Raw genomic sequence first — 14,574 nt, forward strand, 5'->3', positions numbered from 1 at the left:
CAAACTTTCGGGTCGCGAGAGACCCACGTTCGCGCACCCCGTGTACAACACTCGGCCGCCCCCCCGGTTTGCCGTGTGTTGAACTCATGGGGCCTGAGTGTTCGACACTCGGGGCCTGGGTGTTCGACTCACGCAGGGTGAACGTTGGACTCTCGTGAGGGGTCAGGGCAGCAGCTCGCGCAGGCGGGCGGCGAAGCGGGCCGGGTCGTCCACGAAGCCGATGTGACCGCCGGGGAACCGGGTCGGCTCGACGCCGAGGCCTTCCGCGAGCGCGAGCGACGTGCGCTCGCACAGCTCACCGCCCGAGTCCTCGCCGATGCCGACCACGACGCGGGTCGGCACGGAACGCAGCAGGTCGAGGTCCGGCACCCACCGGACGGTCGGCCGCAGCATGCGCTCGTACTGGAACCGCTCGTCGGCGAGGTCCTGCGGCGGGCGCTCGCCGCCGAAGACCTGCTCCACCACCTCGTCGGGCATGTGGATGTTCGCGATGGACATGAACTGCCGCCACGCGCCCACGGGGTCGCCGGCCAGGTAGGTGGCGACCATCTCGTCGGTCCGCCGGAGCAGGTCCTCCCGGTCCGGCACGAGCTGGTCCAGCGGCGGCTCGTGCGCGATCACGGTGTGCGCGAGGTCCGGGCGCGCCTGCGCGAGCGCCAGCACGCTCACCGCGCCGCCGCTGGAGCCGAGGACGACGGCGGGCCCCGCGTCCACGTGCGCGATGAGCCGGGCCAGGTCGTCGGCGCGCAGCTCGGGCGTGGCGTCGCGGTCCGGGTCGTCCACCTTGCTGCGGTTGATGCCCCGCGGGTCGGTGGTGAGCACGGTGTGGTCCGCGGCGAGCAGGTCGGCCAGCCGCTCGAACGGCCGGGCGTCCATCGGCGCGCCCACGAGCACCACCAGCGGTCCGCGGCCGCGGACCTCGTAGTGCAACAGCGCGTCGGGCACGCGCAGGGTCTCGGTGGTGGTGTGGGTCATCGTGTCCTCCCGGGACGGTTCCGGAGTGCTCGTTCGCCGGTAGGACTCCCGGGGTGGGGCAGAATCGTCGGTCGTGAGCGAAGTTCTTCCGGCGGGTTCCCCGGCGGCGGCCGAGGAGGCGGACCTGGCGCGCGCCCGCGACGGCGACGGTGCCGCCTTCACGCGCCTCGTGCAACCGCTGCGCCGGGAGCTGCACGCCCACTGCTACCGCATGCTCGGCTCCGTCCACGACGCGGACGACGCCCTCCAGGACGCGCTGCTCCGCGCGTGGCGCGGCCTGGGCCGCTTCGAGGGGCGGGGTTCGCTGCGCTCGTGGCTCTACAAGGTCGCCACGCACGCGTGCCTGGACGCGGTCGAGAGCCGGGGGCGGCGGGCGCTGCCGGTGGACCTCGGGCCGTCCAGCGAACGGGCCGTGCTGGACGACGTGCCGCCGGCCGACGTCGCGTGGCTGGGGCCGTACCCGGACGCGGGCCTCGGCGACGACGGGACGGCCGGGCGCTACGCGCAGCGGGAGGCCGTGGAGCTGGCGTTCGTCGCCGCGCTCCAGCACCTGCCCGGCAACCAGCGCGCGGCGTTGCTGCTGTTCGAGGTGCTGGGGTTCGCGGTGGCCGAGATCGCGGCCCTGATGGACACCTCGACCACCTCGGTGAACTCCGCGCTGGCCCGGGCGCGCCGGGTCGTCGCCGAGAAGGTGCCGCAGCGGTCCCAGCAGCAGGCGTTGCGCCTGGTCGGGGACGCGCGGCTGCGGCAGGTCGTGGCCGCCTACGCCGGCGCGCTGGAACGCGGCGACGCCGACGCGATGGTCGCGCTGCTGACCGAGGACGTCACCTGGTCGATGCCGCCGATGCCGCACTGGTACCGCGGCATCGAGGCGGTCACCGACTTCGTCGTGCGGGTGCCGATGACGAGCTGCCCGCCGTGGCGGCACCGGGAGACGAGCGCGAACGGCCAGCCCGCCGTCGCCTGCTACCTGTGGGACGAGCGCGCGGGCGCGCACCTGCCGTGGGCGATCAACGTGCTGACGCTGCGCGACGGGCTGATCGCCGAGGTGACGTCGTTCGTCGGCGCGGAGCACTTCCCGCCGTTCGGGCTGCCCGCGTCACTGCCCTGACCGGTCGCGGGCGTCGCGGTCCGTGACGGGCGTCCGGCGCGTCCGTTCCGGCTGCTCCTCACCCGGTCGTGTGGCACCATCGCGCACGTGACCAGCTCCTCCACCGCCGCCACGCACCACCTGCGCGACCTGGCCCTGCTGCGGCGCGTGCGCGACCGGATCGACCGCGAGTTCGCCCAGCCGCTGGACGTGGAGGCCCTCGCCCGGGGCGTGAACGTGTCGGCCGGGCACCTCAGCCGGCAGTTCCGGCGTGCCTACGGGGAGTCACCGTACTCGTACCTCATGACACGGCGCATCGAGCGGGCGATGGCCCTGCTGCGGCGCGGCGACCTCAGCGTCACCGAGGTCTGCTTCACCGTGGGCTGCTCGTCGCTCGGCACGTTCAGCACCCGGTTCACGGAGCTGGTGGGCATGTCGCCCAGCGCGTACCGGCGCGAGGCGGCGGCCGAGGTGGCGGGGATGCCGGCGTGCGTCGCCAAGCAGGTCACCCGACCGGTCAGGAATCGAGAAGCGCCGGCCCGGGGCCCGAACCTAGCGTGATCGCCATGGACATCACCATTCACCAGACCTTCCTCCCCCAGGACGACCCGGAGGCCGCCCTGGGCTTCTACCGCGACCTCCTCGGCTTCGAGGTGCGCAACGACGTCGGCTACGAGGGCATGCGCTGGATCACCATCGGCCCGGTCGGCCAGCCCGACACGTCCGTCGTGCTGCACCCGCCGGCCGCCGACCCGGGCGTCACCGAGGACGAGCGCCGCACGATCGTGGAGATGATGGCCAAGGGCACCTACGCCGCCATCAACCTGGCCACCAAGGACCTCGACGGCACGTTCGACGCGCTCCAGGGCGGGGGCGCGGAGGTCGTGCAGGAGCCGACCGAGCACCCGTACGGCGTGCGGGACTGCGCGTTCCGCGACCCGGCGGGCAACCTGGTCCGCATCCAGCAGCTGCGCTGAACCGTCCACAGCGGAACGCCCACCCCGCCGCCGGCGCGAGGTGGGCGCTCGTCCCCCGACCACCACACCGCACGCGCCCCGCACAACCGGATGGAGACACGATCAGCATGGCCACGAGGAAGACCGCGCCGTCGTCCGAGCCGCACCTCGCCGACCGCCACGACCTCATCCGCGTGCAGGGCGCGCGCGTGAACAACCTCAAGGACGTCAGCGTCGAGATCCCGAAGCGGCGGCTGACGGTGTTCACCGGCGTGTCCGGCTCGGGCAAGAGCTCGCTGGTGTTCGGCACGATCGCCGCCGAGTCGCAGCGGATGATCAACGAGACGTACAGCGCGTTCGTGCAGGGGTTCATGCCGTCGTTGGCGCGGCCCGAGGTGGACGTGCTCGAAGGGCTGACCACGGCGATCATCGTGGACCAGGAGCGGTTGGGCGCGAACCCCCGGTCGACGGTCGGCACCGTGACCGACACGAACGCGATGCTGCGCATCCTGTTCAGCAGGCTCGGCACGCCGCACATCGGCCCGCCGAACGCGTACTCGTTCAACGTGCCGTCGGTGAGGGCCAGCGGCGCGATCACGGTCGAGCGCGGCGGCAAGACCAAGGCCGAGAAGGCGACGTTCACCCGGCTCGGCGGCATGTGCCCGCGGTGCGAGGGCATGGGGTCGGTCAACGACATCGACCTCGCCGCGCTGTACGACGACACCAAGTCGCTCAACGAGGGCGCGCTGACCGTCCCCGGCTACAGCATGGACGGCTGGTACGGCCGGATCTTCCGCGGCTGCGGGTTCTTCGACCCGGACAAGCCGATCCGCGAGTACACCAAGCGGGAGCTGCACGACCTGCTCTACAGGGAGCCGACCAAGATCAAGGTCGAGGGCATCAACCTGACCTACTCGGGGCTGATCCCGTCCATCCAGAAGTCCTACCTGTCCAAGGACGTCGACTCGCTCCAGCCGCACATCCGGGCGTTCGTGGAGCGGGCGGTGACGTTCACGACCTGCCCGGACTGCGGCGGCACGCGGCTGGCCAAGGAGGCGTTGTCGTCCAGGATCAAGGGCCTGAACATCGCCGACGTGTGCGCGATGCAGATCAGCGACCTGGCGCAGTGGGTCCGGGAGCTGGACGAGCCGTCGGTGGCGCCGCTGCTGGCGAACCTGGGGCGGACGCTGGATTCCTTCGTGGACATCGGCCTGGGCTACCTGTCGCTCGACCGGCCGTCCGGCACGCTGTCCGGCGGCGAGGCGCAGCGCACCAAGCTGATCCGCCACCTCGGGTCGTCGCTCACGGACGTGACGTACGTGTTCGACGAGCCCACCATCGGCCTGCACCCGCACGACATCGACCGGATGAACGCGTTGCTGCTGCAGTTGCGGGACAAGGGCAACACCGTGCTGGTGGTCGAGCACAAGCCCGAGGTGATCGCGATCGCCGACCACGTCGTGGACCTCGGCCCGGCGGCGGGCACGGGCGGCGGCGAGGTCGTGTTCGAGGGCACGGTCGAGGGGCTGCGCGCGGCCGACACCCTCACCGGGCGGCACCTGGACGACCGGGCGTCGCTGAAGCCGGCGGTGCGCGCGCGGTCGGGCGTGATGGAGGTGCGCGGGGCGGACACGCACAACCTGCGGGACGTCGACGTGGACATCCCGCTGGGGGTGCTGTGCGTGGTGACCGGCGTGGCGGGGTCCGGCAAGAGCTCGCTGATCCACGGGTCGGTCGCCGGGCGTGACGGCGTGGTGGTCATCGACCAGGGCGCGATCCGGGGGTCGCGGCGCAGCAACCCGGCGACGTACACCGGGCTGCTCGACCCGATCCGCAAGGCGTTCGCCAAGGCCAACGGCGTGAAGCCCGCGTTGTTCAGCTCGAACTCCGAGGGCGCGTGCCCGACGTGCAACGGCGCGGGGGTGATCTACACCGAGCTGGGCGTGATGGCGACCGTCGAGTCCACGTGCGAGGACTGCGAGGGCAAGCGGTTCCAGGCGTCGGTGCTGGAGTACACGTTGGGCGGGCGGGACATCGCCGAGGTGCTGGCGATGTCCGTGGTGGAGGCGGAGGCGTTCTTCGGCGAGGGCGAGGCGCGCACGCCGGCCGCGCACAAGGTCCTCGACCGGCTCGCCGACGTCGGCCTGGGGTACCTGACGCTGGGGCAGCCGCTGACCACGTTGTCCGGCGGTGAGCGGCAGCGGCTCAAGCTGGCCGCGCAGATGGCGGAGAAGGGCGACGTCTACATCCTGGACGAGCCGACCACCGGTCTGCACCTCGCCGACGTGGAGCAGCTGCTGGGGCTGCTCGACCGGCTGGTCGACTCGGGCAAGTCCGTCATCGTGATCGAGCACCACCAGGCCGTGATGGCACACGCGGACTGGATCATCGACCTGGGCCCGGGCGCGGGCCACGACGGCGGCCGGATCGTGTTCGAGGGCACCCCGGCCGACCTGGTCGCCGCCCGCTCCACCCTGACCGGCGACCACCTGGCGGCCTACGTCGCCTGACCCCACCGCGCGTGTCCTACCTCCAGAACACGCGTGTCCTACCTCCAGAACACGTGAGTCCTACGTTCAGAACGCGTGAGTCGTACGTTCAGGACCCCTGAATTCAACGCTCGGACCACGTGCCGGGGTGAGGTGGCCGGTCCTGAGCGTTGAATTCGGGGTACCTGAGCGTTGGACTCACGCGACGTGAAGGTAGGACACGCGCGACGTGAAGGTAGGACACGCGCGTTCTGGAGGTAGGACACGCGTGGGGTTAGGGGTGGTTGGTCAGGCGGATGGCGGTCCAGGAGACCGGGGGCAGGGCGGTGTGCAGGTCGCCGTCGGTGACGGTGACGTCGTGCGGCTTCGGCACGACGCGGTCCGGGTCGGTCTCGGTGTTGGTCGCCGAACCGTCCGGGTCGTGCACGGCCCACGCCTCGGCCACCCGCACGTCGCCGAACGCGGCCAGGCCGACGCGCAGGTCCACCGGCTCGGTCCGGTGCCGGTTCACCACGAACAGCACCGTGTCGCCGGACTCCGCGTCGTGCGTGGCCACCGCGTCCACCACGGGCACGTCGCCGAAGCGCTTGGTCGGGAAGGTCGGCGAGGACGTCTCCACCCGCAGCACCTGCCCCCGCGCCAGCCGCGACGTCAACGCGAACGGGTGGAACGTCGTCTGCCGCCACGCCGGCCCGCCCGGCTCGCTGCGGATCGGCGCGATCACGTTCACCAGCTGCGCCTGGCACGCCACCGCCACCCGGTCGCTGTGCCGCAGCAACGAGATCAGCAGGTTCCCGACCACCACGGCGTCGGTGACGTCGTACTGGTCCTCGATGACCCGCGGCGCGACCTCCCACTCGGTGCGCGGCGCGTCCTGGAACCGCTTCATGTACCAGACGTTCCACTCGTCGAACGAGAGCGTGATCTTCTTGCTGCTCTTGAGCCGCGCGCCGACCGCGTCCGCCGTGGCCACGACGCTGTCGATGAAGTGGTCCATGTCCACGGCCGAGGCGAGGAAGCTGTCCACGTCCCCGTCCAGCACCTCGTAGTACGCGTGCAGCGAGATGTGGTCCACCTCGTCGTAGGTCAGCTCCAGCACGGTGGACTCCCACTCGCCGAACGTCGGCATGGAGGAGCCGGAGCTGCCGCACGCGACCAGTTCCAGGTCCGGCTCGGCCTGCCGCAGCGCGCGGGCGGTCTCGGCGGCCAGCCGGCCGTACTCGTGCGCGGTCTTGTGGCCGAGCTGCCACGGCCCGTCCAGCTCGTTGCCCAGGCACCACAGCTTCACGCCGTAGGGCCGTTCCGCCCCGTTCGCGCGGCGCAGCTCCGACAGGTGCGTGCCGCCCTCGTGGTTCATGTACTCGTGCACGTCCAGCGCCTCGGCGACCCCGCGCGTGCCGAGGTTCACCGCGTACATCACCTCGACGTCGGCCTTGCGCGCCCAGCGGGCGAACTCGTCGATGCCGACCTCGTTGGTCTCCAGGCTGTGCCACGCCAGCTCCCGGCGCACGGGGCGCTGCTCGACCGGGCCGATGCCGTCCTCCCAGCGGTAGCCGGACACGAAGTTCCCGCCGGGGTAGCGCACCAGCGAGACGCCCAGCTCACGGGTCAGGGCCAGCACGTCGCCGCGGAACCCGTCCTCGTCGGCGGTCGGGTGGCCGGGTTCGTAGATGCCGGTGTAGACGCAGCGGCCCATGTGCTCCACGAACGACCCGAAGAGCCGGCGGCGCACCGGCGCGATGACGTAGTCGGGGCTGAGGGCGAGAGAGGCGTTGAGCACGACACTCCTACTTCAGGGCACCCGCGGCCGCACCGCTGCGCCAGAAGCGCTGCAGCAGGACGAAGGCGACGATGAGCGGGACGATGGCCAGCAGCGAGCCGGTCACCACGAGGTTGAACAGCATCCGGGTGCCGGCCTCCTGCTGCGCGGTGTTGAACCAGGTGGTCAACCCCACGGTGAGCGGGTAGAGGTCGGCGTCGCTGAGCATCACCAGGGGCAGGAAGTAGTTGTTCCAGGTGGCGACCAGCGTGAACAGGAAGACGGTGACGATCGCCGGGCGCATCATCGGCACCGCGATCTGCCAGAAGATGCGCAGCTCGCCCGCCCGGTCGATGCGGGCCGCGTCGATCAGCTCCACCGGCACGCTCTCGGCCACGTACACGCGCACCAGGTACGCGCCGAACGGGCTGAGCAGCGACGGCAGGATGACCGCCCACACCGTGTCGACCAGCTCCACCTCCGACAGGATCAGGTACGTCGGCAGCACCAGCGCGGTGGCCGGCACCATGATCATGCCCAGCAGCGCCGTCTCGAACAACCGCTTGCCCGGGAAGTGGAACCGCGCCAGGCCGTACCCCGCGGCGGCGGCCAGGGCCGTCGCGCCGACCGCGCTCAGGCCCGAGTACAGCGCCGTGTTGACCAGCCACTTGCCGTAGGCCCCGTCGTCCTCGCGGAACAGCTGCCCGATGTTGTCGAAGAGGCTGAACCCGGCGAACCACAGCGCCGGGCTGTCGAGCAGGTCGGGCTGGCTCTTGGTGGCCGCGACGACCACCCACAGCAGCGGCACGGCGAAGTAGAGGATGCCCGCGCCCATCAGCAGGTGCGGGAGCCGGGTCTTAGCCTTCACGCGCGGGCACCCCGCCTCCGGTTGTTGACGAACACGAACGCGTAGGCCACCACGAACACCAGGAAGCCCAGCGCGAACGAGATCGCGGCCGAGTAGTGGAAGTCCGAGTAGGCGAACGCCTGGTTGTAGGCGTAGAGGTTCGGCGTGTAGCCGGCCGAGATCTGCGGCGCGAACCGGGCCATGATCTGCGGTTCGGTGAAGAATTGCATGGTGCCGATCACGGTGAAGATCGCGGCCAGCGAGATCGCCTGCCTGATCGCGGGCACCTTGACCCGCAGCGCGACCTGCACCGGCGTCGCGCCGTCGATGACCGCGGCCTCGTGCAGCTCCCTCGGCACGCCCTGCAACGCCGAGTACAGGATGATCATGTTGTACCCGGTCCACGCCCACGTCACGATGTTGCCCAGCGACACCAGCAGCAGCGAGACGCCGAAGAAGTCGATCGGCTCGCCCCCGACCAGCGTCGGCAGGTCCGCGAACGGGCCGAACGTGCGGCTGTAGAGGAAGCCCCACATGAGCGCGCCGACCACGGCCGGCACCGCGTAGGGCATGAACGCGATGAGCCGGAACGCCAGGGCGAACCTGGTCGTCACGGCGTCGAGCGCGAGCGCGCCGGCCAGCGCCAGGCCGAGCATGACGGGGATCTGCACGAGTCCGAACAGGACGACCCGGAGCAGCCCGTCCAGCAGGACCGGGTCGGTGAACGCGCGCACGTAGTTGTCGAGACCGCTGAACCGCGTGCCGAGGGCGAGGCTCTTGGTGGACAGGCTGAGCCAGAACGCGTACCCCAGCGGCACGACCAGGAACGCGACCACGACGAGGAAGAACGGCAGCACGAACAACGCGCCCGCCACCGGGTGCGCGGTGACCCGGCGCGACCGCCGCCGCGCGCGGGACTCGACCGGTGCGGCCGGCGGCTCGTCGGCCGCCGGCGCCGTGATCGGCAGGGACCGGGTCACGGTGGACCTCCTCCACTGGACCTCGTGGCCCGCCGCGGCGGGCCGGGCGGGCGCTACCGGCTGACCTTGAAGCCCTGCTTCTCGGCGTACACGACGACGTTCTTCTGCGTCTCCTCCAGCACGCTGCTCCACGGCCGGCCGCCGGACAACGCCTCCGCGCTGCGGTCGGTCAGCTCGCCGTAGACGAAGTCCTGGAACGGGGTGAACTGGAAGTCGCCGAGCTTCTCCGACACCGGCACGAAGATCTCGTTCACCTTCTGGCCGGCGAAGAAGTCGTACGCCTTGCCGGTGAACGCCGGGTCCGCCGCGACGTCCTTCACCAGCGGGTAGAGGAACGCCTTGTCCAGGCCGATCTCCCAGGCCGCGGCGGACTTCCCGAACAGCTCCCGGGCCACCGTGGTCGCCGCCTCAGGGTTCTTGGCCTGCTTGGTCACGGTGAACGTGGAGCCGCCCCAGTCGCCCTGCTCGTCCGCGCCCGCGGTCCACTGCGGCATGGGCGCGACGGCCCACTTGCCGGCGGTGTTCTTCAGCGAGCCCGCCAGGTAGCCGGGCGTCCACCCGGCCGCGGCCCACGTCCAGTACTTGCCCGAGTCCAGCGCGGCGGAGGCGTCGGCGGTGAAGAACGGGTCCTTGGCCATGAGCCCCCGGTCGACCAGGTCGCCGAGCAGGTCGATCACGCGCTCGCACTCCGGCGCGGTCAGGTTGATCCTCACCTGGTCCCGGGCGGTGGTGTGGGAGTAGCCGTACGGGCGGCACCCCGACTGCCACATCAGGCCGTTGAGCCAGCCGCCGTCGCTGCCGAAGCTCGCGATGTGCGCGCCGGGGTCGACGGCCTTGATCCGCGCGGCCGCGTCGGCGTACTCAGCCCAGGTGGTCGGCACCGGGATGCCGTGCTGCTCGAACAGGTCCTTGCGGTACATCAACGCCATCGGGCCGCCGTCGACCGGGATCGCGTAGACCTTGTCGCCGTCGGTGGCCTGCTTCCACGCCCACTCGGCGTAGAGGTGCTCGTCCTCGTTGGCCCCGTGCTCCCCCATGTCGATCAGGGCGTCGAGGATGACGAACGTGGGGATCTGCTGGAACTCCACCATCGCCACGTCCGGCGCGCCCTTGCCGGCGGTGATGGCGGTCTTGAGCTTGGCGTAGTGGTCCGCCCCGGTGCCGGCGTTGGTCCACTCGACCTTGATGTCCGGGTGGGAGGCGTTGAACGCCTCGACCACCCCCTTGAACTCCGGGTACCAGGCCCAGACGGACACCGTGACCGGTCCGTCGCCGTCGCCGCTCGCCCCGCCGCACGCCGCCACGGCGAGCAGGCCGCAGACGGCGAGCCCTCCTCGGAGTTTCGCCAACCAGGTGGTGCCGGACATGAGTGCGCCTTTCCGTCGCCGCATGCGCCCGAGGGCATGCGCGACCGCGATCACGGTGCGTGAACGAGACGGACGGGTGGTGGCGACCCCGCGAGGCGCGGTGCGGGCGCCCTGGAGGTCGGGTCCGGGTGTCGCACCACGGCCCGGCGGGTCCTGGGGTCCCGACCGCGTCTGCCACCGTGGCACCGGGTCTTGCTGCGCTGCAAAGCACTATGGACGGCGTTTTGCCGCGCTGCAAGACTCCATCTGAAGTTAATCCAAATGAGATTGGGGTGGTCTCCGCGGCCCGTTCGGTCGGCCTTGTCGCGGCGGGGGTCGGCGTGCACACTCCCTTGCAGCGCTGTAGCGGTGGGGCCGCCGCGCCGGTCCGACGGAGGAGAACGATGCGCGACGCCACGCTGCGTGACGTAGCCGAGCTGGCGGGCGTGTCCGCGCGGACGGTCTCGAACGTGGTGAACGGCTACGCGCGGGTCACCGAGCGGACCCGGGAGAAGGTCGAGCGGGCGATCAAGGAGCTGGGCTACCGGCCCAACGTGCTGGCGCGCAACCTGGCCAACGGCCGGTCCGGGCAGATCGCCGTGGTCGTGCCCTACCTGGACACGCCGTACTTCGCGGAGCTGTTGCAGGCCATCATCCCCAGGGCGCGGGAACGCGGCTACAACGTCCTGATCGACCAGACCGACGGCGACCCGGCGCACGAGCGGGAGCTGATCCGGCGCGGCGGGCGCGCCCTGCTGTTCGACGGCATGATCTTCAGCCCGCTCGGCCTCGCGCAGCAGGACCTGGACGACGGCGACCCGACGCTGCCGCTGGTGGTCCTCGGCGAGCGTTCCTCCAACGGGGCGTTCGACCACGTCGGCATCGACGACGTGGCGGCGTCGCGGGAGGCCACCGCGCACCTCCTGGGCCTGGGCAGGCGGCGGGTCGCGGCCATCGGCGACCAGCCGTACCCGACCGGGGAGGCCGCCCAGCTGCGCACCCTCGGCTACCGGCAGGCCCACGCCGAGGCCGGGCTGCCCGTGGACGAGTCGCTGATCATCCGCAGGCCGAGGTTCAACCGGGCCGACGGCTCGGCCGCGATGCGCGTGCTGCTCGACCGGGCGGACCCGCCGGACGCCGTGTTCTGCTACAGCGACCTGGTCGCGCTCGGCGCGCTGCACGAGGTGCTGGCCCGCGGGCTGCGCGTGCCGGAGGACATCGCGCTGATCGGCTACGACGACATCGAGGACGGCCGCTACTCCACCCCGACGATCAGCACGATCTCGCCGGACAAGGAGGCCATCGCCACGACCGCGGTGGAACGGGTGCTCGCGCGCATCGGCAGCGCCGAACCGCTGCCCGGCATCGAGGTCCGCGCCACGCACCGGCTCGTCGCGCGGCAGAGCACCCTCGGGCGGGCCGCCTCGCGGTGACCCGCGCCGGCCCGCGCCTCAGCCCCGGTTGGGCCTCGGCAGCAGGAGGTGCACGGCGAACGCGGCCAGGGTCGTGAGCACCACCTGGTACAGCAGCGACAACCGCAGGTCGCCGCCGACGGTGAACATGGCCTCCAACCCGGTCGTGACCACGCCCGCCAGGGAGAGCAGGCCGGTCACGTGCCAGCCGAAGAAGCCCGCCGACCAGGCGACCAGCGGCCACCGGCTGCGATCGGGGCGGCGCAGGACCAGGAAGGCGGAGAACGCGGCGGCGGCGTTGAACAGCACGCCCACCGCCCACAGTTCGGCCGGTCCGCCGGAGAGCAGCGTGGCAAGCGTTTGCACCACGATCAGCACGACGACCGACCAGCACCCGACCCGTGTCCTGTCCACGGGGCGGATGCTAGGACAACGGGGTCCGGGCCGGTCCGGCGACCGCGTTTGCCCCCGGACCGGCCGGGTAGCCGCCGGACATGAGCAACGACCTCCCGATCCCGGACTACGACCAGTTGTCCCTGGGTGACCTGCGGCATCGCATCCGCTCCCTCGACCGGGACGAGCTGAGCCGGGTCCTGGACCACGAACGGGACCACGGCGACCGGGTGCCGGTCGTGCAGGTGCTGACCGCGCGACTGGCCGAACTGGACGAAGGTGCCGAGCCCTCCGGCGGCGACCAGCGCAACGCGCCCGGGGCGAGGTCCACCTCGCACACGCCGCCCGTGTCGCCCGCCCACTCGCCGGACGACAACACGCCGTTGCGGCACGGCGTGGCCAGCCAGACGCCCTCGCGCGGCCGCTCCTGAGCGGTCGGCTCCCGGGGCCGCGCGGTCCCGGGCAACCACGCGCGGCTCCCGGCGCTCCACGTGGTTCCCGGCGACGAAGGCGCGGGTTCGGGCGGCTGTCCGCGGCCCGGCACGGCACCGGGTAGCGAGGTGCGGCTCGGCGCGACACCGGTGCGCCCGCGCGACCCCGGTGCGGCTCGGCATGGCACCGGGCGGCTCGGTTCGCTCGGCGCGGCTCGGCATGGCACCGGGCGGCCTGGTGCGGCCCGGTGCGGCTCGGCGCGTGAACGGGGTGCGGGTCGGCGGGAGCGGTAATTGGGTCGTGGTCGCGTGGTGGGGTCGCTCTAGAGTGGCTCGGTGCGCGTCCTGTTCACGTTCATCGGCGGGGTCGGTCACTTCGAGCCCATGGTGCCCCTCGCGTCGGCCGTGGCGGCTGCGGGGCACACGGTCGCGGTCGCGGCCGGACCGGCGCGGCGGGAGGCGGTCGAAGGAGCCGGGTTCACCGCGCTGGCCGTCGGCGAGGCCGGGCCGGAGCCGGTCGAGCGCCTGCCGCTGGCCGTGCCCGACCGGGAGCGCGACGACCGCGAGTTGCGCGAGGGGTTCGTGCGGCGTGGCGCGGCCGAGCGCGTGCCGCTCTACCTGGACCTGTTCGACCGGTGGCGGCCCGATGTCGTGGTGTGCGAGGAACTCGACTTCGGCAGCGTGCTCGCCGCCGAGAAGCTCGGCGTGCCGTGGGCGAACTTCCAGGTCATCGCGTCGGGCTCGTTCGTGCGGCCGGCGGTGATCGGCGAACCGCTCGCCGAGCTGCGCGCCGCCCACGGCCTGCCGCCGGACCCCGGGCTGGTCCTGCGCCACCGGCACGTGCTGTTCTCGCCGTTCCCGCCGAGCTTCCGCGACCCGGCGTTCCCGTTGCCGGGCACCGCGTTCCCGATCCGGCCGCCCGCCGGCCCGCCGGTCCCGTCCGCCACGCCCACCGTCTACTTCACGCTGGGCACGGTGTTCAACACCGAGTCCGGCGACCTGTTCGCCCGCGTCCTGGCCGGGTTGGCGCAGCTGCCGGTGGACGTGGTCGCCACCGTGGGGCGGCACGTCGACCCGGCCGAGTTCGGCCCGCAGCGGCCGGGCGTGCGCATAGCCCGGTTCCTGCCGCAGGCCGACGTGCTGCCGCGCTGCGACCTCGTCGTCTCGCACGGCGGCTCGGGCAGCGTCACCGGCGCGCTCGCGCACGGCCTGCCCACCGTGGTGCTGCCGATGGGCGCGGACCAGCCGCAGAACGCCGAGCAGTGCGTGCGGCTCGGCGTCGGGCGGAGCCTGGACCCGGTCGCCGCCGGCCCGGACGACGTGCGCGACGCGGTGGCCGCGGTGCTGGCGGACCCCGGCTACCGGCGGGCGGCGCGGCGGGTCCGCGCCGAGGTGCTCGACCTGCCGGAACCCGCCCAGGGGGTGCCGGTCCTGGAGCGCCTCGCCGAGCGCGGTCGACCGCCGTCGGGGGCCGGTGCGCGGACGGCCGCCGACAGGTCATGATGTACGGCGTGGAGTCCACCCGGGTGGACCGCTGGCTGTGGGCGGTCCGGTTGACCAAGACGCGTTCCGACGCCGCCGCGGCGTGTCGGGGCGGGCACGTGCGGGTCAACGACAAGCCGGCCAAGCCCGCGACGTCCGTGACGCCGGGCGACGAAGTGCGGGCACGGGTGGGTGACAGGACCCGGATCGTGGAGGTCGTCCGGGTGATCCAGAAACGCGTCGGCGCGGCCGACGCGGTGGGCTGCTTCATCGACCGCACCCCGCCGCCTCCGCCGCCGACCGAGGCCCCGGCGCCGGTCGCGGGCGGCGCGCGCGCGGCCCGCCCCCCCCCCCCACCCCCCCCCCCCCCCCCCGCCCCGGTGCCCCGCCGGGGGCGGGGGACCCCCCCCCCGC

14 protein-coding genes are annotated in these 14,574 nt (G+C 72.4%); 8 read left to right on the top strand and 6 right to left on the bottom strand.

The genetic code is table 11. The features are described from left to right. Positions 1-162: 162 nt before the first annotated feature. On the bottom strand, positions 163-975 hold the full coding sequence (locus tag ACFXGA_RS33245; protein ID WP_378094873.1) for an alpha/beta fold hydrolase: 813 nt from the start codon (positions 973-975) through the stop codon (positions 163-165). Positions 976-1,048: 73 nt separating this feature from the next. Here ACFXGA_RS33245 and ACFXGA_RS33250 point away from each other — a divergent pair, with 73 nt between their 5' ends. From ACFXGA_RS33250 to ACFXGA_RS33265, 4 genes are all read left to right on the top strand, one after another. After that, a complete protein-coding gene (locus tag ACFXGA_RS33250; protein WP_378094875.1) occupies positions 1,049-2,086 on the top strand; it encodes a sigma-70 family RNA polymerase sigma factor in 1,038 nt (345 codons plus the stop codon). Positions 2,087-2,173: 87 nt separating this feature from the next. After that, positions 2,174-2,626 carry a helix-turn-helix transcriptional regulator gene (locus tag ACFXGA_RS33255; RefSeq protein WP_378094877.1) on the top strand — a complete coding sequence of 151 codons (453 nt, stop codon included), beginning with the start codon at positions 2,174-2,176 and terminating at the stop codon, positions 2,624-2,626. Positions 2,627-2,631: 5 nt separating this feature from the next. After that, positions 2,632-3,042, top strand: coding sequence for a VOC family protein (locus ACFXGA_RS33260; protein WP_378094879.1), 411 nt, complete (start codon positions 2,632-2,634; stop codon positions 3,040-3,042). Between the two features lie 107 nt (positions 3,043-3,149). Next, positions 3,150-5,531, top strand: coding sequence for an ATP-binding cassette domain-containing protein (locus ACFXGA_RS33265; protein ID WP_378094881.1), 2,382 nt, complete (start codon positions 3,150-3,152; stop codon positions 5,529-5,531). A gap of 253 nt (positions 5,532-5,784) precedes the next feature. Here the strand turns inward: ACFXGA_RS33265 and ACFXGA_RS33270 are convergent, their stop codons facing one another. The 4 genes from ACFXGA_RS33270 to ACFXGA_RS33285 are packed head-to-tail and all read right to left on the bottom strand — an operon-like array spanning position 5,785 to position 10,463. Beyond that, positions 5,785-7,290: an alpha-N-arabinofuranosidase gene (locus ACFXGA_RS33270; protein WP_378094883.1), complete on the bottom strand. Its 1,506-nt coding sequence runs from the start codon at positions 7,288-7,290 to the stop codon at positions 5,785-5,787. A 7-nt stretch (positions 7,291-7,297) separates the two neighbouring features. Continuing rightward, positions 7,298-8,104: a carbohydrate ABC transporter permease gene (locus ACFXGA_RS33275; RefSeq protein WP_378094907.1), complete on the bottom strand. Its 807-nt coding sequence runs from the start codon at positions 8,102-8,104 to the stop codon at positions 7,298-7,300. Positions 8,105-8,133: 29 nt separating this feature from the next. Next, positions 8,134-9,096 carry a carbohydrate ABC transporter permease gene (locus ACFXGA_RS33280; protein ID WP_378094885.1) on the bottom strand — a complete coding sequence of 321 codons (963 nt, stop codon included), beginning with the start codon at positions 9,094-9,096 and terminating at the stop codon, positions 8,134-8,136. A 53-nt stretch (positions 9,097-9,149) separates the two neighbouring features. Next, positions 9,150-10,463, bottom strand: coding sequence for an ABC transporter substrate-binding protein (locus ACFXGA_RS33285; protein ID WP_378094887.1), 1,314 nt, complete (start codon positions 10,461-10,463; stop codon positions 9,150-9,152). A 383-nt stretch (positions 10,464-10,846) separates the two neighbouring features. On the opposite strand from ACFXGA_RS33285, the gene ACFXGA_RS33290 reads away from it, so the two are divergent. Beyond that, on the top strand, positions 10,847-11,875 hold the full coding sequence (locus ACFXGA_RS33290; protein ID WP_378094889.1) for a LacI family DNA-binding transcriptional regulator: 1,029 nt from the start codon (positions 10,847-10,849) through the stop codon (positions 11,873-11,875). Positions 11,876-11,893: 18 nt separating this feature from the next. Here the strand turns inward: ACFXGA_RS33290 and ACFXGA_RS33295 are convergent, their stop codons facing one another. Further along, positions 11,894-12,268 carry a hypothetical protein gene (locus ACFXGA_RS33295; RefSeq protein WP_378094891.1) on the bottom strand — a complete coding sequence of 125 codons (375 nt, stop codon included), beginning with the start codon at positions 12,266-12,268 and terminating at the stop codon, positions 11,894-11,896. Between the two features lie 80 nt (positions 12,269-12,348). Here ACFXGA_RS33295 and ACFXGA_RS33300 point away from each other — a divergent pair, with 80 nt between their 5' ends. From ACFXGA_RS33300 to ACFXGA_RS33310, 3 genes are all read left to right on the top strand, one after another. Continuing rightward, a complete protein-coding gene (locus tag ACFXGA_RS33300; RefSeq protein WP_378094893.1) occupies positions 12,349-12,678 on the top strand; it encodes a hypothetical protein in 330 nt (109 codons plus the stop codon). A gap of 336 nt (positions 12,679-13,014) precedes the next feature. Beyond that, positions 13,015-14,181, top strand: coding sequence for a glycosyltransferase (locus ACFXGA_RS33305; RefSeq protein WP_378094895.1), 1,167 nt, complete (start codon positions 13,015-13,017; stop codon positions 14,179-14,181). 8 nt (positions 14,182-14,189) lie between these two features. Next, the coding region (locus tag ACFXGA_RS33310; protein WP_378094897.1) for an RNA-binding S4 domain-containing protein at positions 14,190-14,574 on the top strand (385 nt) is incomplete at its 3' end.

The organism is Actinosynnema sp. NPDC059335, assembly GCF_042752395.1.
GTDB lineage: Bacteria > Actinomycetota > Actinomycetes > Mycobacteriales > Pseudonocardiaceae > Actinosynnema.